This is a genomic window from Pelagerythrobacter rhizovicinus, assembly GCF_004135625.1.
GTDB classification, from domain to species: domain Bacteria; phylum Pseudomonadota; class Alphaproteobacteria; order Sphingomonadales; family Sphingomonadaceae; genus Pelagerythrobacter; species Pelagerythrobacter rhizovicinus.
Window position 1 is genome coordinate 1,541,429 of record NZ_SDPV01000001.1, and the last position, 20,229, is coordinate 1,561,657.

Annotated in this window: 30 protein-coding genes; all 30 read right to left on the reverse strand. The window is 65.7% G+C overall.

The window, feature by feature from the left end; all coding sequences use genetic code 11:
- Nucleotides 1-138 precede the first annotated feature (138 nt).
- Nucleotides 139-2,295 carry a prolyl oligopeptidase family serine peptidase gene (locus tag ETX26_RS07330; RefSeq protein WP_129523951.1) on the reverse strand — a complete coding sequence of 719 codons (2,157 nt, stop codon included), beginning with the start codon at nt 2,293-2,295 and terminating at the stop codon, nt 139-141.
- 75 nt (nt 2,296-2,370) lie between these two features.
- Nucleotides 2,371-3,723: a serine hydrolase domain-containing protein gene (locus ETX26_RS07335; protein ID WP_129523952.1), complete on the reverse strand. Its 1,353-nt coding sequence runs from the start codon at nt 3,721-3,723 to the stop codon at nt 2,371-2,373.
- Between the two features lie 199 nt (nt 3,724-3,922).
- Nucleotides 3,923-4,345, reverse strand: a complete 423-nt coding sequence (gene rplQ, locus ETX26_RS07340; protein WP_129523953.1) for a 50S ribosomal protein L17 — start codon at nt 4,343-4,345, stop codon at nt 3,923-3,925.
- Nucleotides 4,346-4,537: 192 nt separating this feature from the next.
- A complete protein-coding gene (locus tag ETX26_RS07345; RefSeq protein WP_129523954.1) occupies nt 4,538-5,593 on the reverse strand; it encodes a DNA-directed RNA polymerase subunit alpha in 1,056 nt (351 codons plus the stop codon).
- Nucleotides 5,594-5,693: 100 nt separating this feature from the next.
- Entirely contained in the window at nt 5,694-6,083 is a 390-nt protein-coding gene (gene rpsK / locus ETX26_RS07350; protein ID WP_047805755.1) for a 30S ribosomal protein S11, read from the reverse strand.
- Between the two features lie 59 nt (nt 6,084-6,142).
- A complete protein-coding gene (gene rpsM, locus ETX26_RS07355) occupies nt 6,143-6,511 on the reverse strand; it encodes a 30S ribosomal protein S13 (protein WP_129523955.1) in 369 nt (122 codons plus the stop codon).
- Nucleotides 6,512-6,868: 357 nt separating this feature from the next.
- On the reverse strand, nt 6,869-7,579 hold the full coding sequence (locus tag ETX26_RS07360; RefSeq protein WP_191984691.1) for an SRPBCC family protein: 711 nt from the start codon (nt 7,577-7,579) through the stop codon (nt 6,869-6,871).
- 83 nt (nt 7,580-7,662) lie between these two features.
- On the reverse strand, nt 7,663-8,307 hold the full coding sequence (locus ETX26_RS07365) for an adenylate kinase (RefSeq protein WP_129523956.1): 645 nt from the start codon (nt 8,305-8,307) through the stop codon (nt 7,663-7,665).
- A 30-nt stretch (nt 8,308-8,337) separates the two neighbouring features.
- Nucleotides 8,338-9,702, reverse strand: coding sequence for a preprotein translocase subunit SecY (secY, locus tag ETX26_RS07370; RefSeq protein WP_129523957.1), 1,365 nt, complete (start codon nt 9,700-9,702; stop codon nt 8,338-8,340).
- Between the two features lie 105 nt (nt 9,703-9,807).
- Nucleotides 9,808-10,332, reverse strand: a complete 525-nt coding sequence (gene rplO, locus ETX26_RS07375; protein ID WP_129523958.1) for a 50S ribosomal protein L15 — start codon at nt 10,330-10,332, stop codon at nt 9,808-9,810.
- Nucleotides 10,333-10,494: 162 nt separating this feature from the next.
- Nucleotides 10,495-10,680: a 50S ribosomal protein L30 gene (gene rpmD / locus ETX26_RS07380; protein WP_129523959.1), complete on the reverse strand. Its 186-nt coding sequence runs from the start codon at nt 10,678-10,680 to the stop codon at nt 10,495-10,497.
- Between the two features lie 5 nt (nt 10,681-10,685).
- Nucleotides 10,686-11,579, reverse strand: coding sequence for a 30S ribosomal protein S5 (gene rpsE / locus ETX26_RS14465; RefSeq protein ID WP_129523960.1), 894 nt, complete (start codon nt 11,577-11,579; stop codon nt 10,686-10,688).
- A complete protein-coding gene (gene rplR / locus ETX26_RS07390; protein ID WP_129523961.1) occupies nt 11,579-11,923 on the reverse strand; it encodes a 50S ribosomal protein L18 in 345 nt (114 codons plus the stop codon). Before rplR ends, rpsE begins: the two co-directional genes overlap by 1 nt.
- A gap of 1 nt (nt 11,924) precedes the next feature.
- Nucleotides 11,925-12,458, reverse strand: coding sequence for a 50S ribosomal protein L6 (gene rplF, locus ETX26_RS07395; protein WP_129523962.1), 534 nt, complete (start codon nt 12,456-12,458; stop codon nt 11,925-11,927).
- Entirely contained in the window at nt 12,458-12,853 is a 396-nt protein-coding gene (rpsH, locus tag ETX26_RS07400; protein WP_129523963.1) for a 30S ribosomal protein S8, read from the reverse strand. The genes rplF and rpsH overlap by 1 nt, the downstream gene beginning before the upstream one ends.
- Nucleotides 12,854-12,864: 11 nt before the next feature.
- Nucleotides 12,865-13,170 (reverse strand): 30S ribosomal protein S14, encoded by a 306-nt coding sequence (gene rpsN / locus ETX26_RS07405; RefSeq protein ID WP_129523964.1) that lies wholly within the window; start codon nt 13,168-13,170, stop codon nt 12,865-12,867.
- Nucleotides 13,171-13,213: 43 nt separating this feature from the next.
- The gene (gene rplE, locus ETX26_RS07410) at nt 13,214-13,798 is read right to left on the reverse strand and encodes a 50S ribosomal protein L5 (RefSeq protein WP_129523965.1); all 585 of its coding nucleotides are present in this window, start codon (nt 13,796-13,798) and stop codon (nt 13,214-13,216) included.
- On the reverse strand, nt 13,791-14,111 hold the full coding sequence (rplX, locus tag ETX26_RS07415) for a 50S ribosomal protein L24 (RefSeq protein WP_129523966.1): 321 nt from the start codon (nt 14,109-14,111) through the stop codon (nt 13,791-13,793). Before rplX ends, rplE begins: the two co-directional genes overlap by 8 nt.
- Nucleotides 14,111-14,479 (reverse strand): 50S ribosomal protein L14, encoded by a 369-nt coding sequence (gene rplN, locus ETX26_RS07420; protein WP_061924894.1) that lies wholly within the window; start codon nt 14,477-14,479, stop codon nt 14,111-14,113. Before rplN ends, rplX begins: the two co-directional genes overlap by 1 nt.
- A gap of 102 nt (nt 14,480-14,581) precedes the next feature.
- Nucleotides 14,582-14,857 carry a 30S ribosomal protein S17 gene (rpsQ, locus tag ETX26_RS07425; RefSeq protein ID WP_129523967.1) on the reverse strand — a complete coding sequence of 92 codons (276 nt, stop codon included), beginning with the start codon at nt 14,855-14,857 and terminating at the stop codon, nt 14,582-14,584.
- An 11-nt stretch (nt 14,858-14,868) separates the two neighbouring features.
- Entirely contained in the window at nt 14,869-15,078 is a 210-nt protein-coding gene (rpmC, locus tag ETX26_RS07430; protein ID WP_191984692.1) for a 50S ribosomal protein L29, read from the reverse strand.
- 2 nt (nt 15,079-15,080) lie between these two features.
- Nucleotides 15,081-15,512, reverse strand: coding sequence for a 50S ribosomal protein L16 (gene rplP, locus ETX26_RS07435; protein ID WP_119511507.1), 432 nt, complete (start codon nt 15,510-15,512; stop codon nt 15,081-15,083).
- A 15-nt stretch (nt 15,513-15,527) separates the two neighbouring features.
- Nucleotides 15,528-16,223, reverse strand: a complete 696-nt coding sequence (gene rpsC / locus ETX26_RS07440) for a 30S ribosomal protein S3 (RefSeq protein ID WP_129523968.1) — start codon at nt 16,221-16,223, stop codon at nt 15,528-15,530.
- A gap of 1 nt (nt 16,224) precedes the next feature.
- The gene (rplV, locus tag ETX26_RS07445; protein ID WP_129523969.1) at nt 16,225-16,602 is read right to left on the reverse strand and encodes a 50S ribosomal protein L22; all 378 of its coding nucleotides are present in this window, start codon (nt 16,600-16,602) and stop codon (nt 16,225-16,227) included.
- Nucleotides 16,602-16,877, reverse strand: a complete 276-nt coding sequence (rpsS, locus tag ETX26_RS07450) for a 30S ribosomal protein S19 (protein WP_119511504.1) — start codon at nt 16,875-16,877, stop codon at nt 16,602-16,604. The genes rplV and rpsS overlap by 1 nt, the downstream gene beginning before the upstream one ends.
- 6 nt (nt 16,878-16,883) lie before the next feature.
- Nucleotides 16,884-17,720 carry a 50S ribosomal protein L2 gene (gene rplB, locus ETX26_RS07455; protein WP_129523970.1) on the reverse strand — a complete coding sequence of 279 codons (837 nt, stop codon included), beginning with the start codon at nt 17,718-17,720 and terminating at the stop codon, nt 16,884-16,886.
- A gap of 11 nt (nt 17,721-17,731) precedes the next feature.
- Nucleotides 17,732-18,040 carry a 50S ribosomal protein L23 gene (locus ETX26_RS07460; protein WP_119511502.1) on the reverse strand — a complete coding sequence of 103 codons (309 nt, stop codon included), beginning with the start codon at nt 18,038-18,040 and terminating at the stop codon, nt 17,732-17,734.
- The gene (gene rplD / locus ETX26_RS07465) at nt 18,033-18,656 is read right to left on the reverse strand and encodes a 50S ribosomal protein L4 (RefSeq protein ID WP_129523971.1); all 624 of its coding nucleotides are present in this window, start codon (nt 18,654-18,656) and stop codon (nt 18,033-18,035) included. Before rplD ends, ETX26_RS07460 begins: the two co-directional genes overlap by 8 nt.
- Before the next feature lie 2 nt (nt 18,657-18,658).
- A complete protein-coding gene (rplC, locus tag ETX26_RS07470; protein WP_129523972.1) occupies nt 18,659-19,558 on the reverse strand; it encodes a 50S ribosomal protein L3 in 900 nt (299 codons plus the stop codon).
- A gap of 293 nt (nt 19,559-19,851) precedes the next feature.
- The gene (gene rpsJ / locus ETX26_RS07475; protein WP_006831877.1) at nt 19,852-20,163 is read right to left on the reverse strand and encodes a 30S ribosomal protein S10; all 312 of its coding nucleotides are present in this window, start codon (nt 20,161-20,163) and stop codon (nt 19,852-19,854) included.
- Between the last annotated feature and the right edge of the window lie 66 nt (nt 20,164-20,229).

Consider the following 20,229-nt stretch of genomic DNA (forward strand, 5'->3'; position numbering starts at 1 on the left):
GGCGCGGGCGGGGCCAGATAAGGTCCGCATATCTGCGGCCGAGTGCCATGGGCGTTTCGCTGGTGGCATTCGGCCGCACAACATGACTGTCAGCTAGGCCCCTGCCTGCGCAGGGGCGACAGGATCATTCGGACAGGATCATTCCGACGCGGCTCCATCCGCCGGCACCGCCAGCCCCGTCCAGTGCGCGAGGAAGCCGAGCACGTCGGCCCCTTCCTCGATCGCCTTGTCGGTCGGCTTGCCGCTGCCGTGGCCGGCGCGGGTCTCGATGCGGATCAGGTGCGGCTTGTCGCCCACGTCCGCGGCCTGGAGCGCTGCGGCGTACTTGAAGCTGTGCCCCGGCACGACGCGGTCGTCGGTATCGGCGGTGGTCACAAGCATCGCCGGATAGTCCACGCCCGAGCGGATGTTGTGGTAGGGAGAGTAGGCGCGCAGCACCTTGAAATCGGTGTCCTTGGACGGATAGCCGTAATCATCGACCCAGTAGCGGCCGGCGGTCCAGCGATCGAAGCGCAACATGTCCATCACGCCCACCGCCGCATTGGCGGCATCGATCAGGTCGGGCCGCTGGTTGACCACCGCGCCGACCAGAAGGCCGCCGTTGGAGCCGCCCTGGATCGCGAGCCCGTTCGGCGTCGTGTAGCCGTTGGCCTTCAGATACTCACCGGCGGCGATAAAATCGTCGAACACGTTCTGCTTGTTGTGCAGGCGCCCGGCGTCATGCCACGCCTTGCCGTATTCGCCGCCGCCGCGAATGTTGGCGAGCGCGAAGACGCCGCCCGCCTCGAGCCACGCCATACGCGCGGCCGAGAACCCGGGGGTGAGCGAGATGTCGAAACCGCCGTAGCCATAGAGCAGCGTCGGCGCCGGCCCGGTCACGTCGTTGCGGCGGACGATGAACATCGGCACCCGCGTGCCGTCCTTGGAGGTGTAGAACTTCTGCTCGGTCACGAACCGTGCGGGATCGAAGGTCAGCTCGGGCTCGGCGAACGTGCTCGTTTCGCCCGTGTCGACGTTCAGGCGGTAGATCGTGCCCGGCCGGTTGAAGCTGGTGAAGGTGTAGAACGTCTCCGGATCGCCCGGCTTGCCGCCGAAGCCGCCCGCGGTGCCAAGCTCGCCCAGCTCGATGTCGTCGAGCGCCTTGCCCTGCAGGTCGTAGACCGCCGCGCGGGTCGTCGCGTCCTTCAGGTAGGTGACGATGAGCTTGTCACCGACGATGGAGGCGCCGTCGATCGGCTGCTCGGTCTCGGGCACGATCGTCGTCCAGGTCGGCGTCGGCGCGGAAAGATCGGTGGTGACGATGCGGTAGCGCGGCGCATCCTTGTTGGTGACGAAGAAGGCCTTGGTGCCGATCGTGTCGATCGGGTTCCAGGCGTTTTCGAACCCGGTGACGAGCGGCTTCGCATCCCACTTGCCGCTCCGGTCCTCAAGGTCGATCACGTGCACTTCGTACTTCGCGTCGGTGCCGAGCGAGCTGATGACGAAGCCCCAGCGCCCGTCGTCGGACACGCCGAGGCCGTGGCCGCGCTCTGGATGCTCGGGCGTCGCGAAGACCATCCGGTCCTCCGACTGCGGCGTGCCGAGCTTGTGGTAGTAGACCGCCTGGTTGTAGTTCAGCGCCTGGAAGTCCTGCCCTTCCTCGGGCTCGGGGAAGCGCGAGTAGAAGAAGCCTTCGTTGCCGAGCCACGAGATGCCGGTGAACTTGGCCCAGCGGATCTCGTCCTCCAGCGGCTGCCCGGTCCTGGTGTCGAGCACGCGGATGATGCGCCAGTCGGTGCCGCCGTCCTGCACGGCATAGGCGAGCAGCGTGCCGTTCTGCGACGGCTCCCACCCGGCGAGCGCGGTCGCGCCGTCATCGGCCCAGGTGTTCGGATCGATCAGCAGCCGCGGCTCGGCATCGAGGCCGTGGCGGACGTAGAGCGGGCTCTGGTTCTGCAGGCCGGTGTTGCGGGTGTAGAAGTAGTACTCGCCGGCCTTCTGCGGGATGCCGAAGCGCTCATAGTCGAGCAGGGCGCCGATGCGGGCCTTGAACCAGTCGTTGCCGGGCAGCGCCTTGAGGTACGCGTCGGTGAACTTGCTCTGCTGCTCGACCCAGGCGGCGACGTCGGCATCGTTGCGCACATCGGCCTCGAGCCAGCGGTAGGGGTCGGCGATCTCCTCACCGAAGAGCGTTTCGACGACGTCGCCGGAGCGGGTTTCGGGATATGGGGGCAAGGGAACCTCTTCGGCGGTGAGCGGCGCTGCAAGGGCGAGCGAAACGGCAGAGGCCGCGAGCGCGGCGGAACGAAGGCGCATGGTAATCTCCCGAAAGACCGATCCAGAGTCGTTGCCGATGTAACCGCCTGACGCGGCTTTGCAATCGGTCAGAGATCAGTTGTCCAGCGCGGCGAGCACGTCACGCGTGAAGGCGGCGATGTCGAAGCGGCTGCCGGGCGGATCCTCGCCGCGGCGGACGATGACGACTTCGCGGCTCGGCACGATCACGACGTATTGTCCGCGGTTGCCCATGGCGGCGAAGGTGTCGGTCGGCACGCCTTCGGATTTGTTGAACAGCCAGAAGCCCGCGCCATAGCCAAAGTCGCCGTCCGGCTGCGGGCCGGAAGGGGAGGAGACGTAGGCGGCCCAGTCCTCGGGCAGCAGGCGCTCCCCGTTCCAGACGCCGCCGTCGAGGTAGAGCTGCCCGAGCGCCGCGAGATCGCGCGCGGTCGACCAGACCTGGCTGGAGAGGATGTAGTTCCCCTGCCAGTCGGTTTCAGCAACCGTGTCGTACATGCCGAGCCTGGCGAAGAACTCCGCCGGGGGATGCTGCTCGAACGTGTCCTCGATCGCCTTCACCGCCATCAGCGTATCGTTGTTGGCGTAGCGGTAGACGGTGCCCGGCGCGTGGATCAGCGGCCAGGTCGCCGCACGCTCGCCGACGGTCGCGCCGCCGAAGTAGAGCGGGTCGGTACGGTTGCCCGGCGTGTCGGAATAGCGGCCCGAAGCCATGCGCAGGAGGTGGTCGACGGTGATCTGCGACCGGCCGTCAGTAAAGCCGTGCCCGAGCCCGGCGCTGTCGCCGATTTCGGCCTCGCCGCGTTGGACCGCCGCACCTATCACGGTAGCAGCAATGCTCTTGGCGACCGACCAGGTCCGCTGCGGCACATCCGGTCCGAAATCCTCGGCATAGAGCTCGCCGAGCACGCGGCCGTCTCGTTGAACCAGCACGGCGGTCGTCCGCGTGCCCTCCCCATAATCGCCAGCCAATCCAGCGCTCATGGCTGTTGCGAGCACGCCAGCGGCAGGCGCGACGGCTGCGTTCGATGGAGGTGGGCTCTGAGGACGGGTCGCCCTTGCTGGAGGCTGCATGCCGGCGATGGGCAGCAAGCGGCAGCCACGCTGCGAATCGTGGTCTGCGATCCGCGGAAGAACGTCGTCAGCCCATTTCACCGACACTTGTTCGATCTGTCCCTCGGGATCGGGCCGTCGGATCTCGTAAGGTAGCTCGCCGACGATCCCGTCGAGCGGGGCCTGAATGCCGGTGAGTTCCCACTGCATCACGCTCTCTGGCGTACGGTTCGCACCGGCGCGTTCGGCGTTGGCGATCGCGCTGCACAGGAACAGCGCCTTGTACCCCGCCGCGAGCGCGCGGTCGTAGCGGGCATCGAGCGCCTCCTGCTGGCTCTGCGCGAGAGCGGGAACGGGCGCGAGCAGCGCGGCGGCGGCGATGAGATGGCGGATCATGGGCCGCGTTGTGCCACGCGTTCGCGCGCAGTCAAACGAAAGGGCCGCGGAGTTTCCCCCGCGGCCTTCGTGCGAGTCCCCGCGAAGGCGGGGAGCTCAGGCAACTAAGAGAGCGCCTGTGGCACGAGGTCCCCGCCGCAGTTTATCCTGAGCGGCTGCTGCAAGCAGCCAGTCGAAGGGCGGGGAATCACGCTCTGCCTCAGGCTTCCTCGAACTCTTCCTCGTCATTCATGACAGGGCCGGAGTCCTGACCCTTCGCCTCGACATCGCGGTCGACCAGCTCGATCACCGCCATCTGCGCGGCGTCGCTGGCGCGGTAGCCGGCCTTGATCACGCGGGTGTAGCCGCCCTCGCGGTCGGCGTAGCGTTCGGCAAGAACGTCGAACAGTTTCTTGAGCTGGGTCTCGTCGCCGAGACGGCTCATCGCCAGGCGGCGGTTGCTGAGGCCGCCGCGCTTGGCGAGCGTGATCAGCTTCTCGACGTAGGGGCGCAGTTCCTTGGCCTTGGGGGCCGTGGTCATGATCTGCTCGTGCTTGATCAGCGCGGCCGCCATGTTGCGGAACAGGGCCTTGCGGTGGCCGGTCTTGCGCTGCAGCTTGCGGCCTGAAATTCCGTGACGCATTTCTCGTTACTCCGTTCGTAAGGGGGCCGTATCAGGTACCCCGGTCCTGGCCGAATTGAGGGTCGGCCGTCCCTCTCTCCCCTTCAGGGGAGAGATACGAAGACTTGCGTGCGCAGCACGCTAGTCGAAGTTGAGAGGGGCGCGCATTGCCCCTCTCCCAACCCTCTCCCCTCAAGGGGAGAGGGCTATTCGTCAGCCAAGCAGCTCCTGCTCGAGCTTCTTGGCCATTTCCTCGATGTTCTCCGGCGGCCAGCCAGGGATGTCCATGCCTAGGCGCAGGCCCATCGAGCTCAGGACTTCCTTGATCTCGTTGAGGCTCTTGCGGCCGAAGTTCGGCGTGCGGAGCATCTCGGCCTCGGTCTTCTGAACCAGGTCGCCGATGTAGATGATGTTGTCGTTCTTGAGGCAGTTGGCCGAACGGACCGACAGCTCGAGCTCGTCCACCTTCTTGAGCAGATAGCGGTTGAGCTGGTTGGCATCGCTCTCTTCCGGCTGCGCGGCGTGGCCGATCATGGCCGAGCTCGGCTGCGGAATGCCTTCCTCGAAGTGGACGAACAGCGTGAGCTGGTCCTGGAGGATGCGCGCGGCGTAGGCCACGGCGTCTTCCGGGGTCACGGTGCCGTCGGTCTCGACCGTCAGGCTCAGCTTGTCATAGTCGAGCTCCTGCCCGACGCGGGCATTCTCGACCTTGTAGCTGACCTGGCGGACCGGCGAGTAGAGCGAGTCGACCGGGATCAGGCCGATCGGCGCATCGGCCGGACGGTTCTGCACGGCGGGAACGTAGCCCTTGCCGGTGTCGGCAGTCAGTTCGACGTTGAACGTCGCGCCTTCGTCGAGGTGGCAGATCACGAGATCCTTGTTCATCACCTCGATGTCGCCCGAAACGGCAATGTCGCCGGCGGTCACCGTGCCGGGGCCGGTCTTCGAAAGCTGCAGGCGCTTGGGGCCCTCGCCTTCCATCTTGAGCGCGATCTGCTTCACGTTGAGCACGATGTCGGTCACGTCCTCGCGCACGCCGGCGAGCGAGGAGAACTCGTGCAGCACGTTCTCGATCTTGATCGAGGTGATCGCCGCGCCCTGGAGGCTGGAAAGGAGCACGCGCCGCAGTGCGTTGCCGAGCGTCAAGCCGAAGCCGCGCTCGAGCGGTTCGGCGACGAAGGTGGCCTTGCGAGACTTGTCGCCGGCGGCCTTGATCTCGAGGCTGTTGGGTTTCTTGAGTTCCTGCCAGTTCTTGGTGTTGACGGCCATGGATTTCCCCTAGGGTTCAGATACGGGCGGGACCGGCTGCGCTGGTGGGCGCGTCCGGTCCGTCAGGGTCGGCGGCACGACACCGCCGGGCAGGTACGGATCAGACGCGGCGGCGCTTCGACGGTCTCACCCCGTTGTGCGGGATCGGGGTGACGTCACGGATCGAGGTGATCGTGAACCCGACAGCAGCGAGACCGCGCAGCGCGCTCTCACGACCCGAGCCGGGGCCCTTCACTTCGACCTCGAGGGTGCGCACGCCGTGTTCGGCGGCTTTCTTGCCCGCGTCGTCCGCGGCGACCTGGGCGGCGTAGGGAGTCGACTTGCGGCTGCCCTTGAACCCCATCATGCCGGCGCTGGACCAGCTGATCGCATTGCCCTGCGCATCGGTGATGGTGATCATGGTGTTGTTGAAGCTGGCGTTGATGTGCGCGACGCCGCTCGAGATGTTCTTCTTGTCGCGCCGCCTGATCCGGCCTGGTTCGCGTGCCATGGGCTGAGTATCCTGTTCCTAAAAAGAAGTGATGAAAGCGAAGCTGCGAAAGCGTTCGCTTACTTCTTCTTGCCCGCGATGGGCTTCGCCTTGCCCTTGCGGGTGCGGGCGTTGGTGTGCGTGCGCTGACCGCGAACCGGCAACTGGTTGCGGTGACGCAGGCCGCGATAGGACCGGAGGTCCATCAGGCGCTTGATATTCATCGCGGTGTTGCGGCGAAGGTCGCCTTCGACGGTATAGTCGCTGTCGATCGTCTCGCGGATCTGCAGGACTTCCGCATCGGTCAGATCCTGCACGCGGCGCGAATGATCGATGCCCAGCTTGTTGGCGATCTCGACGGCCGTGGTGCGGCCGATACCGTGAATGTAGGTGAGCGCGATGATCACGCGCTTGTTGGTGGGGATGTTTACCCCGGCAATACGAGCCACTTACTTCTCCATGCTCCACAGGGACGCTGCCGGCCGGTCCGCTGGCGAACTGGTGGCGACCCCTATCTCAACGCTGTCGTTCATCGGCATGGCCGGAGCCGGAATGGCATGAAGCCCGGATGGCGCGCTACGAAGGCTGCCGCCTGCCAGACTTGTCCGCCCAACTATCCCGAAATGCCGAATGAACGGCGCGCTTAGGGTGATTCGCTGCGCACGTCAACCGCTATGCGCGCGCATACGAGCACGCCGCCCGATATGGGCGCGCCGCTCGAGAATGCAAGTTGTGCTATAGCAGCTTACGCCTCAGGTCAAAAGACTTCCGGCCCGTTTACCATGACGCACGCCGGGGAGCCGCGGTCAGGCGCCGTCGGAGAGGTCGCCGAAAGCGTCCTCCACGCTCGGCTTCTTCGCCGGCGGCACGTCGGACTCGTCGTCCGGCGGATCGGCCTCGTCCGCCGGCTTGGCATCGGCGCTCTCGCCCGCGGCCTTCTCCTCGGCCGGTGCGTCGACCGGGCCAAGCAGCGCCGCAAGGCCGGCGAGCTGCTGGCTCATGACGCCGTCGACCGCCTGCGAGATCGGAGGGACCTCGTACCGCATGTAGCCGCCGACGACGTACTCGAAGGTGATCGCGGTGCCCTGCTCCACCTGGGCGAGCGCGATGGTGAGTACGCCGGTCACCGCCTCGCTCTGCAGCGGCCCGAGTGCACCGCGCATCCGCAGCGCCCTGTCGGGCGCGGCATGGACCACGATCATGTGCTGCGCGCTGCCGGCGAGGCCGACGTCGGCCCTGGTCTCGACTTCGGGGATGCGTTCGCAGAAGCAGCCGCCGGCCTGCGGGGTGAGCGAAAGGTTCGCCGCATCGCCCGACCAGGTGTGCGCCTCGTTCCACCACTTCGCCGGCGAGATCAGCGCCATCCACGTTTCGCGCGGCGTGGCTTCGACCACCACCGTGTCGCGGGTGACGAAACCCGCCGCGTCCTGCTTCACCACTTTCGCTGCTACGGTAGCCGGCGCCAGCGCCGCGGCCCCGGCCGCCATCGCCAGCATGGCCATGCGAATCTTCGGCATCGTCAGTCCTCCCCTGCCGCGCAGCTATTCCATAGCTTGCGGCGTGCGCAAAGGCCCGCCGGCGATTGCGAGGGGGACAGCGGTCAGCCGAGGATCGCGTCGATCGCGCGGGTCACGTCCTCGATGCCGGCCATGCCGTCGACCCGGCTGACGATCCCGCGTTCCTCGTAGATCGGCAGGATCGGCGCAGTCTTGGCCCGGTACTCGGCCATCCGGGTGCGGACGGTTTCCTCGTTGTCGTCGGGCCGGCGCTTGAACTCGGTGCTGCCGCACTTGTCGCACACGCCCGGAACTTCGGGCTGCTTGAACGTGTCGTGGTAGCCCGTGCCGCACTGGGCGCAGGTGAAGCGGCCGGTGATGCGCTCGACCAGTGCATCCTCGTCGACCTCGAGCTCGATCACGTGATCGAGCGCGCGGCCGTGGCTGGCGAGAATGCGATCGAGTGACTCGGCCTGGCCGGCGGTGCGGGGATAACCGTCGAAGATCGCGCCGACGTCATCGCCCATCGCGGTCAGCTCGGCATCGATCAGCTCGGATACGATCTCGTCCGAGACGAGCTCGCCGCGATCCATCACTTCCTTGGCCTTGAGACCGACGGGCGTGCCGTGCTTGACGGCGCCGCGCAGCATGTCGCCGGTCGAAAGCTGGCGCATGCCGCGCCGCTGCTCGAGCCGTTGCGCCTGCGTACCCTTGCCCGCCCCCGGAGGGCCCAAGAGGATGATGTCCAAACCGCTTCCCCTACTTTCTCGCCGGTTCGATCAGCGCATGCGGCCCTTGAGCTTCGCCTTCTTGATCAGGTCGCCATACTGGTGCGCCAGAAGGTGCGACTGGATCTGCGTGATCGTGTCGACGGTGACGTTGACCACGATCAGCAGGCTCGTGCCGCCCAGGAACAGCGGGATGCCCGTCTGCGCGATCATGTATTCGGGGATCACGCAGACCAGGGTCAGGTAGATCGCGCCGATCACGGTGATGCGCGTGAGAACGTAGTCGAGATATTCGGTGGTCCGCTTGCCCGGCCGGATGCCGGGAATGAAGCCGCCGTTCTTCTTCAGGTTCTCGGCCGTCTCCTCCGGGTTGAAGACCACGGCGGTGTAGAAGAACGTGAAGAAGATGATGCCCGCGGCATAGAGCGCCATGTAGATCGGCTGTCCGTGCGCGAGGTACTGGTTGAGCCAGACGATCACGCTGCCAAACGTGCTCTCGGTGTCGACCTGGTTGCCGGCGAACTGGCTGATCGTCAGCGGCAGCAGCAGCAGCGAGCTGGCGAAGATCGGCGGAATGACGCCCGCCGTGTTGAGCTTGAGTGGCAGGTGCGAGCGGTCGGCCTGCATCATGCCGCGCTGCGTCGCACGCTTCGGATACTGGATCAGCAGGCGGCGCTGCGAACGCTCCATGAAGCAGATGAACAGAATCAGGATCACGACCATCGCCAGGAAGCCGACGATGAGCACCGGCGAGATCGAGCCGCTGCGGCCGCCCTCGAACAGGTTTGCCGCGAAACCCGGGAACTGCGCGACGATACCGGCCATGATGATCAGCGAAACGCCATTGCCGATGCCGCGGCTGGTGATCTGCTCGCCCAGCCAGAGGAGGAACATCGTGCCGCCCACGAGGCTGACCACCGCGCCCACGCGGAACATCACGCCGGGCTGGACGACCGCCTGCAGCCCGCTCTGCGCGCCATAGGCTTCGAGGCCCGAGGCGAGGAACCAGCCCTGGATCGCGCACAGGAACACGGTGCCGTAGCGCGTATACTGGTTGAGCTTCTGCCGCCCGGTCGCGCCTTCCTTCTTCAGCGCGGCAAGCGAGGGGTGGAGCGCGGCAGCGAGCTGCACCACGATGGACGCGGTGATGTAGGGCATGACGCCCAGCGCGATGAGGCTCATGCGCTCCAGGCTGCCGCCCGAGAAAGTGTTGAAGAGATCGAGGATCCCGCCACGCGCAGTGTCGTAGAGGTCCTGCAGCACCAGCGGATTGACGCCGGGAAGCGGAACGAAGCTCAGGAAACGGAAGACGATCAGCGCACCGATGGTGAACCAGATACGCTTCTTGAGCTCGGTCGCTTTCGAGAAGTTGGCGAGACTGAGATTGCTCGCGATATTGTCGGCGCGTGATGCCATGAGAAATGCTTGTGCCCTAACTCGGCGCCGGACCCTCCCGGCTCGGACAGGCTAGATAGGGTGCGGGGAGCGCGATGTCGAACCCCCCGCCCCTATTTTTGCCGCTTACTCGGCCTTGGCGGCCTTGTTGGCGTCGCGACGAGCGGTCTTCTTCTCGTGCTCCGAAGGCTTTTCCCCGGGCAGCTCGACCGAGCCGCCGGCCTTCTCGACCGCTTCGATCGCGCCCTTGCTGGCGCCGGCGACCTTGAACTGGACCTTGGTCTTGAGTTCGCCCTTGCCCAGCAGGCGGACGCCATCCTTGCCGCCGCGTGCGAGGCCGGCGGCCTTCAGTGCCTCGTGGTCGATGACCTTCTTGGCATCGAGCTTCTTGGCGTCGATGAACTTCTGCACCATGCCGATGTTCACCTCGGCGAAGTCCTTGCCGAACGGGTTGTTGAAGCCGCGCTTCGGCAGGCGCATGTGGAGCGGCATCTGGCCGCCCTCGAAGCCCTTCACGGCGACGCCCGAACGGCTCTTCTGGCCCTTCTGGCCGCGGCCGCCGGTCTTGCCCTTGCCCGAACCGATGCCGCGTCCGACGCGGATCCGGCCCTTGCGGGCGCCGGGGTTGTCACGGATGTCTGTCAGTTTCATGGTCTTGCACTCGCTTTCGCTTTGTTCGCGCTGTCGCTCTCTCCCCTTCAGGGGAGAGATACGGAGACTTGTGCCCACGCACGTGGGTACTAGTCGGAGTTGAGAGGGGATCGCATTGCCCCCTCTCCCAACCCTCTCCCCTCAAGGGGAGAGGGCTTAAGCTCAATCGACGATCGTCACCAGATGCGGGATCTTGGCGATCGCGCCGCGCACCTCGGGGGTGTCCTGACGCTCGACGACCTTGTGCATCTTGTCGAGGCCCAGGCCAACGAGGATCTTGCGCTGGCTTTCGGGGCGACGGATCGGCGAACCGATCTGCTTGATCTTGATGGTTTTCTTGTCGGCCATCTCGATTACTCCGCCATAGCCGCAGCGTCGGCCTCGGCCTCCGCCGCGCTGGCGCCACCGCGACCGAGCAGGTCGGCGACCTTCTTGCCGCGACGCTGGGCGACCGACTTCGGCGAAGTCTGGTCCTGCAGCGCGTCGAAGGTGGCGCGGATCATGTTGTAGGGGTTCGAGGTGCCGACCGACTTGGTCACCACGTCGGCAACGCCCAGGCTCTCGAACACGGCGCGCATCGGACCGCCGGCGATGATGCCGGTACCCGGAGGCGCAGTGCGGACGGTCACCTTGCCGGCACCGAAACGGCCGTTGCCGTCATGGTGCAGCGTGCGGCCTTCCTTGAGCGGAACGCGGATCATCTTCTTGCGCGCGGCAGCGGTCGCCTTCGAGATCGCCTCAGGCACCTCGCGCGCCTTGCCGTGGCCGAAGCCGACCCGGCCCGAGCCGTCGCCGACCACGACCAGTGCCGCGAAGCCGAAACGCTTGCCGCCCTTCACCGTCTTCGACACGCGGTTGATGTGGACGAGCTTCTCGATGATGCCGTCGTCTTCTTCCTCGCGCCGGTTGCCGCGACGGTCGTCCCGGCCACGGCCACGGCCACGACCGCGGCCGCCGCCATCGCGTCCACCGCGATCGCCGCCGCCACGGCCACCACGGCCGCGCGGCTGCGAGGGATCGCCGCCTTCGGCAGACTGGTTGTCCGCCGCTTCGGTGGAGGCGGTGGTCGAGGTCGGCGTCGAGCCGGCGTTGTCGACCTTCGGCTCCTCCGCGGCAGCCGGAGCGGCTTCGGTCTCGCCCGCAGCTTCGGCCTTCGCCTCGGTCGTTTCCGCCTGGGTCTCTTCGACCTTGGCGTCCTCGACCTTGGGAGTCTCGGTGTTCTCGGTGTTGTTTTCTTCAGCCATCATCAGAACTCCAGCCCGCCTTCGCGGGCGGCGTCGGCCAGCGCCTTGACGCGGCCATGGAACAGGAAGCCGCCGCGGTCGAACACGACGGCGGTCACGCCCGCCTTCTTGGCGGCCGCGGCGATGTCCTTGCCGACCTGCTTGGCAGCTTCGACATTGGCGCCCGAGCTCTTCCCGCCCAGCGTCGATGCCGCGGCAAGCGTCTTGCCCTGGGCGTCGTCGATGATCTGGGCGTAGATGTGCTTGCCGGTGCGGTGCACCGACAGACGGGCGCGATCGCCGGCGCGGCTGCGCAGAGCCGTGCGGACACGGCGACGGCGGCGTGCGAACAGGGAAAGCTTGGCCATCTTACTTCTTCTTCCCTTCCTTGCGGAAGATATACTCGCCGCGGTACTTGATGCCCTTGCCCTTGTAGGGCTCGGGCTTGCGCCAGCGGCGAACTTCGGCGGCGAACTGGCCCACGGCCTGCTTGTCGATCCCGCTGATCTCGACCGTGGTCTGATCGGGGGTCTTCACGTCCAGGCCTTCGGGCACGTCGAGGTCGACGTCGTGGCTGTAGCCGAGCTGAAGCTTGAGCTTCCTGCCCTGCGCCTGCGCACGGTAACCGACGCCCGAGATCTCGAGCACCTTGGTGTATCCCTCGGTCACGCCTTCGACCAGGTTGGACACGAGCGTGCGCTGCATGCCCCAGAAGTCGCGCGAGCGACGGGTGTCGTTCGCCGGCTTGACGCTGATCTCGTCGCCTTCGAGCTTGTACTCGACTTCGTCGGCCAGCCCCATCGCGAGCGTGCCCTTCGGCCCCTTCACGGTGAGGGTGCCGTTATCGATCGTGGCGGTGACACCGCTCGGGATCGCCACCGACCTTTTGCCGATGCGGCTCATCAGAACACCTCCGCCAGCACTTCGCCGCCGACGTTCTGCGAACGGGCTTCCGCATCGGAAAGCACGCCGCGGGGCGTCGAGACGATGGTGATGCCGAGGCCGTTGCGGACGGTCGGGAGTTCCTTGGAACCCGAGTAGATCCGGCGGCCGGGCTTGGAGACGCGGGCGACGTGCTTGATCGCAGGCTCGCCCTCGAAATACTTCAGTTCGATCCGCAGCGCAGGGTGCTTGCCGGTCGAGTCCTCGCTGTAGCCACGGATGTAGCCTTCGCGCTGGAGGACCTCGAGAACGTTTGCACGCAGCTTGGACGCCGGCGAAAGGACGCTGTCCTTCTTCGCCTGCTGCCCGTTGCGGATGCGGGTGAGCATGTCACCCAGGGGATCGGTCATAGCCATCTGTCAGATCCTCACCAGCTCGACTTGGTCAGGCCCGGAATCAGGCCCTTGTTGCCGAGGTCGCGCAGTTCGATGCGGTTGAGGCCGAACTTGCGGTAATAGCCGCGCGGGCGGCCGGTGGTGGTGCAGCGGTTGCGCACGCGGGTCGGATTCGCGTTGCGCGGGATTTCCGCCATCTTCAGGCGCGCGATCAGACGCTCGCTCTCGTCGAGCGACTCGTCATCCGCGATCGCCTTCAGCTGGGCGTACTTCGCAGCGTACTTCTTCACGAGCTTCTTGCGACGCTCGTTCTTGTTGATGGAACTCAGTTTCGCCATTGGACTTAAGCTCTCTTTGCTTTCCTAGCGTTCAGGGGGCCGCTCACGCGGCCTCCTTCTCTTCGGCGCCCTGCTCGGCAGGGAACGGGAAGCCGAACAGACGCAGCAGTTCGCGGGCTTCCTCGTCGGTCTTCGCCGTCGTGGTCACGATGATATCCATGCCCCGGACCTTCTCGATCTTGTCATACGAGATTTCCGGGAAGATGATCTGTTCCTTCAGGCCCATCGCATAGTTGCCGTGCCCGTCGAAGCTCTTCGGGTTCAGTCCGCGGAAGTCGCGGATGCGCGGCATGGCTACGGTCACCAGGCGGTCGAGGAACTCGTACATGCGCTCGCGGCGCAAGGTGACCTTGCAGCCGATCGGCATGCCCTCGCGCAGCTTGAACTGCGCGATCGACTTCTTGGCCTTGGTGATCACCGGCTTCTGGCCGGCGATCAGGGCCATTTCCTCGGCCGCGGTCTGGACCTTCTTCTTGTCCTGGCTCGCCTCGCCCACGCCCATGTTGAGCGTGATCTTCTCGAGCCGCGGGACTTCGAAGCGGTTCTTGTAACCGAACTTCTCGGTCATCGCCTTGACGATCTGTTCGTCGTAGCGGGCCTTGAGGCGCGGGGTGTAGTTATCAGCCATCGATGGTCTCCCCGGACTTGACGGCGACGCGGACCTTCTTCCCGTCGCGCTCTTCGAAGCGGACGCGGGTCGGCTTGCCGTCCTTGGGATCGGCCACGGCAACCTTGGAGATCGGCATCGGCGCTTCGAAGCGGTCGATGCCACCCTGCGGGTTGGCCTGGCTCGGCTTGCGGTGACGGGCAGCGACGTTCACGCCCTCGACGACGATCTTGCCATCCTTCGGCAGGACCTTCTGGACGGTGCCGGTGCGGCCCTTGTCCTTGCCCGAGAGCACGACGACGCTGTCGCCCTTCTTGATCTTGGCGGCGGCCATTACAGCACCTCCGGAGCGAGCGAGATGATCTTCATGAACCCGCGGCCACGCAGCTCGCGCACGACGGGGCCGAAGATACGCGTGCCGATCGGCTCCTCGTTCTTGTTGACGAGGACCGCGGCATTCGAATCGAAGCGGATCACGCTGCCGTCGGGACGGCGCACGTCCTTCTTGGTGCGAACGATCACCGCGCGGTGAACGTCGCCCTTCTTCACGCGGGCGCGCGGCTGCGCTTCCTTCACGGAAACGACGATCACGTCGCCGACGCTCGCGGTGCGGCGCTTCGACCCGCCCAGCACCTTGATGCACTGGACGCGCTTCGCGCCGCTGTTGTCCGCGACGTCTAGGTTCGATTGCATCTGAATCATCGATGCGGTTCCTTCTTACCTGGCTTGCCGGAACCCGTCCGGCAGTTCCAAAAACGCCTGTCCTCGCCAAGGCGGGGACCTGTTGATATCGCTCGCCGGCGATCAGGCCTCGAGATCGGCCTCGACCGCCTGCACGCCACCGGACTTGACCTGGTCGATCACCTTCCAGGTCTTGGTCTTGGAGATCGGCTTGGTCTCCTCGATCCGGACGGTGTCGCCCAGCTTGTATTCGTTCGCTTCGTCGTGCGCGTGGTACTTCTTCGAGCGGCGGATGATCTTCCCGTACAGCGGGTGCTTCACCTTTCGCTCGACCAGCACGGTGACGGTCTTGTCGGTCTTGTCGGAGGTGACAGTCCCGATCAGGATACGCTTCGGCATTGTCTAGCTCCTCAAGCCTTGGCTGCCGCCGCGGCGGCGCGCTCGTTCTGCAGAGTCTTGATCTGCGCGATCGAGCGGCGAACCTGGCGGATCCGCGCCGGGGCTTCCAACTGATTGGTCGCCGCCTGGAAGCGGAGGTTGAACTGCTCGCGCTTGAGCTCGGTGAGCTGCGCGTCGAGCTGGTCGTCGGACTTCGTGCGGAGGTCTTCAATCTTCGTCATGATCAACCCTCCAGGTGCGAGGTGTCGCCGAGACGGGCGACGACCTTGGTCTTGATCGGCAGCTTCATCGCCGCGCGCTCGAACGCTTCGGCGGCGAGCGGACCGGCGACACCGTCGAGCTCGAACAGGATCCGGCCCGGCTTCACGCGGGCGGCCCAGTATTCGACCGAACCCTTGCCCTTACCCTGACGGACTTCGGCAGGCTTCTTCGACACCGGCACGTCGGGGAACACGCGGATCCACAGGCGCCCCTGGCGCTTGATGTGGCGCGTGATCGCACGGCGGGCAGCCTCGATCTGGCGTGCGGTGATCCGCTCCGGCTCGAGGGCCTTGAGGCCGTACGAGCCGAAGTTCAGCACGGTACCGCCCTTGGCGTCGCCCTTGATCCGGCCCTTGAAGGCCTTGCGGAACTTGGTTTTCTTCGGTTGCAGCATTGCTCTTACCTAATCTCAGCGAGCCGGACGGACGCCGGAGGTCTGCGATTCCATCATCAGGCGGTCCTGCGCCGTCGGATCGTGGCCGAGGATCTCGCCCTTGAAGACCCACACCTTGATGCCGATGATGCCGTAGGCGGTCAGCGCCTCGGCTTCGGCATAGTCGATGTTCGCGCGCAGCGTGTGCAGCGGCACGCGGCCTTCGCGGTACTGCTCGACACGCGCGATTTCCGCACCGCCGAGGCGGCCGCCGCAGACGATCTTGATGCCTTCGGCACCCAGACGCATGGCGGACTGCATCGCGCGCTTCATCGCTCGGCGGAACGCCACGCGGCGCACGAGCTGGTCGGCGATGCCCTGCGCGACGAGCTTGGCATCGACTTCCGGCTTGCGGATCTCGACGATGTTCAGCTTCACCTCGCTCTCGGTCATCGACGAGAGCCTGGCACGCAGCTTCTCGATGTCGGCGCCCTTCTTGCCGATGATGACACCGGGACGCGCCGCGTAGATCGAGATGCGGCACAGCTTGGCCGGACGTTCGATCACCACCTTCGAGATCGCCGCCTGCGGCAGGCTCTCGATGATGTGCTTGCGGATCTCGATGTCTTCCTTGAGCAGCCGCGCATAGTCACGCCCTTCGGCGTACCAGCGGCTGTCCCAGGTGCGGTTGATCTGCAGGCGCAGACCGATCGGATTGCTCTTCTGGCCCATCTTACGCCTCTTCCTGCTCGCGAACCACGATGCGCAGCCGGCTGAACGGCTTGAGGATGCGGGTGCTCTTGCCCCGTCCGCGCGTGTGGAAGCGCTTCATGGTGATCGACTTGCCGACGGAAGCTTCCGCAACCACCAGCGCGTCGACGTCCAGGTCGTGGTTGTTCTCGGCATTGGCGATCGCCGAGGCGAGCACCTTCTGCGCGTCGCGCGCCATCGCCTTCTTCGAGAAGGCGAGGATGCTCATCGCGTCCTCGGCCTTCTTGCCGCGGATCAGCTCGGCGACGAGGTTCAGCTTCTGCGCCGAACCACGGATCGTGGTGCCGACGGCCAGAGCCTCGTTGTCCGCAACGCGGCGGGGAGCTTTCTGCTTGCCCATTAGCGCTTGCCCTTCTTGTCGGCCGCGTGGCCCGGGAAGTTGCGCGTGGGCGCGAACTCGCCGAGCTTGTGACCGACCATGTCTTCCGAAACGGAGACCGGGATGAACTTCTGGCCATTGTAGACGTTGAACGTCAGGCCGACGAACTGCGGCAGGATCGTGCTGCGACGCGACCAGGTCTTGATCGGCGCACGGCCACCGGCTTCCTGTGCGTCCTCAGCCTTCTTGAGAAGGCTGAGCTCGACGAACGGACCTTTCCAGACGGAACGAGCCATGTCCGATTACCTCTTCTTCTTGGCGTGGCGCGAACGGATGATCATCTTGTCCGTCGCCTTGTTCTTGCGGGTCCGGGCGCCCTTGGTCGGCTTGCCCCACGGCGTGACCGGGTGACGGCCGCCCGACGTGCGGCCTTCACCACCCCCGTGCGGGTGGTCGACCGGGTTCTTGGCGACACCGCGGGTGAGCGGCTTGATGCCCATCCAGCGGCGACGACCGGCCTTGCCCAGGTTCTGGTTCTGGTTGTCGGGGTTCGACACCGCGCCAACCGTACCCATGCAGTCCGCCCGCACGTAGCGCTGCTCGCCCGAGTTGAGGCGCACCATGACCATTCCGCGGTCGCGACCGACGAGCTGGACGTAAGCGCCGGCCGAGCGGGCGATCTGGCCGCCCTTGCCCGGCTTCATCTCGACGTTGTGGCAGATCGTGCCGACCGGCATCTGGCCGAGCAGCATCGCGTTGCCCGGCTTGGTGTCGGTCTTCTCGCCGGCCACGACCTTGTCGCCCACGGCCAAACGCTGCGGCGCCAGGATATAGGCCAGTTCGCCGTCGGCGTACTTGATCAGCGCGATGAAGGCGGTGCGGTTGGGATCGTACTCGATCCGCTCCACGGTGCCTTCGACGTCCCACTTGCGACGCTTGAAGTCGATAAAGCGGTACTTCTGCTTGTGACCGCCGCCCATGCCGCGCGAGGTGACATGGCCCTTGTTGTTGCGGCCGCCCGTCTTGCGCTTGCCTTCCGTCAGCGACTTGACCGGCTTGCCCTTGTACAGGCCGGACTTGTCGACGAGGATGAGGCCGCGGCGCGCGGGGCTCGTCGGTTTGTAATTCTTGAGTGCCATCTGTCCTGCCCTCAGATTCCGCCGGTGACGTCGATCGAGTCACCTTCCGCCAGGGTCACAACCGCCTTCTTCAGGTCGCTGCGCTTGTAGGGCTTGCCCTTCCAGCGCTTCGTCTTGCCCTTGACGACAATCGTGTTCACGCCCTTCACCTTCACGTCGAACAGCGCTTCGACCGCTTCCTTGATCTGCGGCTTGGTCGCATCGTTCGCCACCTTGAAGACGACGCCGTTCTGCTCCGAGAGCAGGGTCGACTTCTCGGTGATGTGGGGGCTGAGGATCACGTCGTAGTGACGCGCATCGATTTCCTGCTTCTTAGCCATTGAAGCGCGCCTCCAGCTTTTCGACCGCGTCCTTGGTGAGGACCAGCGTGTCGTGCTTCAGGATGTCGTAGACGTTGGCGCCGACCGCGGGGAGCACGTTGACCCCCTTGAGGTTGCCGGCGGCCTTCTTGAAGCCTTCGTTCACGGCCTCGCCGTCGATCACCAGCACCTTGCCGTTCCAACCGTTCTTGCCGAACGCTTCGGCGACGGCCTTGGTCTTGGCGTCCTTGAGATCGAGACTGTCCACGACCACCAGGCCGTCCTTCGCCTTGCTCGAAAGCGCCATCTTGAGGCCGAGCGCGCGGACCTTCTTGTTCAGCGACACGTCGAAATCGCGCTTGCGGGCACCATGCGCCTTGCCGCCGCCGATGAAGATCGGAGCAGCGCGGTCGCCGTGACGAGCCGTGCCGCCACCCTTCTGGCGGCCGAACTTCTTGCCGGTGCGCGCGACATCGGACCGCTCGCGAGTCGGGCGGGCGGTGCCGCGCCGGTTCTCGAGCTGCCAGGTGACGACGCGGTGCAGGATGTCGGCGCGCGGCTCGACGCCGAACACGGCATCATTGAGCTCGATATCGCCCGACGCCTTGCCGTCGAGTTTCTGGACCTTGACCTTCACGATCAGGACTCCTTGCTCTCGCCGTCGGCCCCGCCAGCATTGGCAGACCCTTCGGCCTTGTTCTCTTCGCCGGCCTCGGGGGTGACGTCGTCACCGGCCCCGGCCTGCTGCTCTTCGGCGAGCTTCGCCTGCTGTTCGGCGTCGACCTGCTCATGCACTTCGTGCTCGGCAGCGCCCTCGACCAGGCCCGGTGCGGCTTCCTCGTGCTCCGGAGCGGCGCTCTTCTTCTCGAGGATCGCGCCGGGGAACGGCACGCCTTCGGGAACCGGCAGCTTCACGGCGTCACGAACGAGCAACCAGGCGTTCTTCGCGCCCGGGACCGAGCCCTTGACGAACAGCAGCCCGCGATCGGCGTCGGTGCGCACGATCTCGAGGTTCTGCTGCGTGCGCTGGCGGTCGCCCATGTGGCCGGCCATCTTCTTGTTCTTGAAGACGCGGCCCGGATCCTGGCGGTTACCGGTCGAACCGTGCGAACGGTGGCTGAGCGAAACACCGTGCGTCGCGCGCAGACCGCCGAAGCCCCAGCGCTTCATCGCGCCGGCAAAGCCCTTGCCCTGCGTGTGGCCGGTGATGTCGACCTTCTGCCCGGCGATGAAGTGCTCCGCACTGATCGTCGCGCCGACCGGCATCAGGCCTTCCTCGTTCTCCACGCGGAACTCGGCGACCTTCATCTTCAGCGGCACTTCCGCCTTCGCGAAAGCTTCGCGCTGCGGCTTGTTCACGTTCTTCTGCTTGGCCTCGCCCGAACCGACCTGAAGCGCGAAATAGCCATCGCGATCGGCGGTGCGGTGCGAAACGACCTGGCAGTCTTCCAAAGCGAGAACGGTCACGGGCACGTGCCGGCCATCCTCCTGGAACAGGCGGGTCATCCCGACTTTCTTTGCGATAACGCCGGTGCGCATCGTAAGACTCCTAAAACAGAGGCACCCCCGGCCCATCCGGAGGTGCGTGACAGCCCTGGTTATGATGCGTCGCCCCGTCCGGGCTGAATGCCTTCCGAAGAAGGCGAGACGGGGGACGCTTGCCCGGTAACAACCGGAGGTATCCCTATGTCGTCGCGGGAAACCCGCATGTGTCCCTGCGAAGGCAGGGACCTCAGGCCACCTGGGGCGGCCCATAAACTTGCCCGGTCATCTTAACGTCCGACCAGGTGGACGGAGACCCCAGCCTTCGCTGGGGCTCGCGGCAAACTGGCTCAGGCCAGTTTGATCTCCACGTTCACGCCCGCGGCGAGATCGAGCTTCATCAGCGCGTCGACCGTCTGGGCGTTGGGCTGCACGATGTCGAGCAGCCGCTTGTAGGTGCGCACCTCGAACTGCTCGCGCGACTTCTTGTCGATGTGCGGGCCGCGGTTCACGGTGAACTTCTCGATCCGCGTCGGCATGGGAATGGGGCCACGAATGAGAGCACCCGTACGACGCGCGGTATCTGCGATTTCACCAGTCGCCTGGTCGAGAACGCGGTGGTCGAACGCCTTGAGGCGAATGCGGATGTTCTGAGCTTCCATTACCTATACCGATGCGAAAGAGCCAAGGAGCGCCACCGGTTGCGGCGTTCGCCCCCAAAAAAAGAA

Excerpts from the sequence above, each read along its gene's own strand:
- ETX26_RS07335 (WP_129523952.1), bottom strand. The coding sequence starts at position 3,723 with ATGATCCGCCATCTCATCGCCGCCGCCGCGCTGCTCGCGCCCGTTCCC.
- ETX26_RS07460 (WP_119511502.1), bottom strand. The coding sequence starts at position 18,040 with ATGGCTAAGAAGCAGGAAATCGATGCGCGTCACTACGACGTGATCCTC.
- rplB (WP_129523970.1), bottom strand. The coding sequence starts at position 17,720 with ATGGCACTCAAGAATTACAAACCGACGAGCCCCGCGCGCCGCGGCCTC.
- rplQ (WP_129523953.1), bottom strand. The coding sequence starts at position 4,345 with ATGCGTCACGGAATTTCAGGCCGCAAGCTGCAGCGCAAGACCGGCCAC.
- rplR (WP_129523961.1), bottom strand. The coding sequence starts at position 11,923 with ATGGCCAAGCTTTCCCTGTTCGCACGCCGCCGTCGCCGTGTCCGCACG.
- rpmD (WP_129523959.1), bottom strand. The coding sequence starts at position 10,680 with ATGGCCGACAAGAAAACCATCAAGATCAAGCAGATCGGTTCGCCGATC.
- rplX (WP_129523966.1), bottom strand. The coding sequence starts at position 14,111 with ATGGCCGCCGCCAAGATCAAGAAGGGCGACAGCGTCGTCGTGCTCTCG.
- rpsS (WP_119511504.1), bottom strand. The coding sequence starts at position 16,877 with ATGGCTCGTTCCGTCTGGAAAGGTCCGTTCGTCGAGCTCAGCCTTCTC.
- rpsJ (WP_006831877.1), bottom strand. The coding sequence starts at position 20,163 with ATGGAAGCTCAGAACATCCGCATTCGCCTCAAGGCGTTCGACCACCGC.
- rplC (WP_129523972.1), bottom strand. The coding sequence starts at position 19,558 with ATGCGCACCGGCGTTATCGCAAAGAAAGTCGGGATGACCCGCCTGTTC.
- rpmC (WP_191984692.1), bottom strand. The coding sequence starts at position 15,078 with ATGACGAAGATTGAAGACCTCCGCACGAAGTCCGACGACCAGCTCGAC.
- rplP (WP_119511507.1), bottom strand. The coding sequence starts at position 15,512 with ATGCTGCAACCGAAGAAAACCAAGTTCCGCAAGGCCTTCAAGGGCCGG.
- rpsN (WP_129523964.1), bottom strand. The coding sequence starts at position 13,170 with ATGGCGAAACTGAGTTCCATCAACAAGAACGAGCGTCGCAAGAAGCTC.
- rplO (WP_129523958.1), bottom strand. The coding sequence starts at position 10,332 with ATGAAACTGACAGACATCCGTGACAACCCCGGCGCCCGCAAGGGCCGG.
- rpsH (WP_129523963.1), bottom strand. The coding sequence starts at position 12,853 with ATGGCTATGACCGATCCCCTGGGTGACATGCTCACCCGCATCCGCAAC.
- rplN (WP_061924894.1), bottom strand. The coding sequence starts at position 14,479 with ATGATTCAGATGCAATCGAACCTAGACGTCGCGGACAACAGCGGCGCG.
- rplV (WP_129523969.1), bottom strand. The coding sequence starts at position 16,602 with ATGGGCAAGCAGAAAGCTCCCCGCCGCGTTGCGGACAACGAGGCTCTG.
- rplE (WP_129523965.1), bottom strand. The coding sequence starts at position 13,798 with ATGGCTGATAACTACACCCCGCGCCTCAAGGCCCGCTACGACGAACAG.
- ETX26_RS07345 (WP_129523954.1), bottom strand. The coding sequence starts at position 5,593 with ATGGCCGTCAACACCAAGAACTGGCAGGAACTCAAGAAACCCAACAGC.
- ETX26_RS07330 (WP_129523951.1), bottom strand. The coding sequence starts at position 2,295 with ATGCGCCTTCGTTCCGCCGCGCTCGCGGCCTCTGCCGTTTCGCTCGCC.
- rplF (WP_129523962.1), bottom strand. The coding sequence starts at position 12,458 with ATGAGCCGCATCGGCAAAAGGTCGGTGGCGATCCCGAGCGGTGTCACC.
- secY (WP_129523957.1), bottom strand. The coding sequence starts at position 9,702 with ATGGCATCACGCGCCGACAATATCGCGAGCAATCTCAGTCTCGCCAAC.
- rpsC (WP_129523968.1), bottom strand. The coding sequence starts at position 16,223 with ATGGGCCAGAAGAGCAATCCGATCGGTCTGCGCCTGCAGATCAACCGC.
- ETX26_RS07360 (WP_191984691.1), bottom strand. The coding sequence starts at position 7,579 with ATGCCGAAGATTCGCATGGCCATGCTGGCGATGGCGGCCGGGGCCGCG.
- rpsE (WP_129523960.1), bottom strand. The coding sequence starts at position 11,579 with ATGATGGCTGAAGAAAACAACACCGAGAACACCGAGACTCCCAAGGTC.
- rpsQ (WP_129523967.1), bottom strand. The coding sequence starts at position 14,857 with ATGCCGAAGCGTATCCTGATCGGGACTGTCACCTCCGACAAGACCGAC.
- rpsK (WP_047805755.1), bottom strand. The coding sequence starts at position 6,083 with ATGGCACGCGAACCAGGCCGGATCAGGCGGCGCGACAAGAAGAACATC.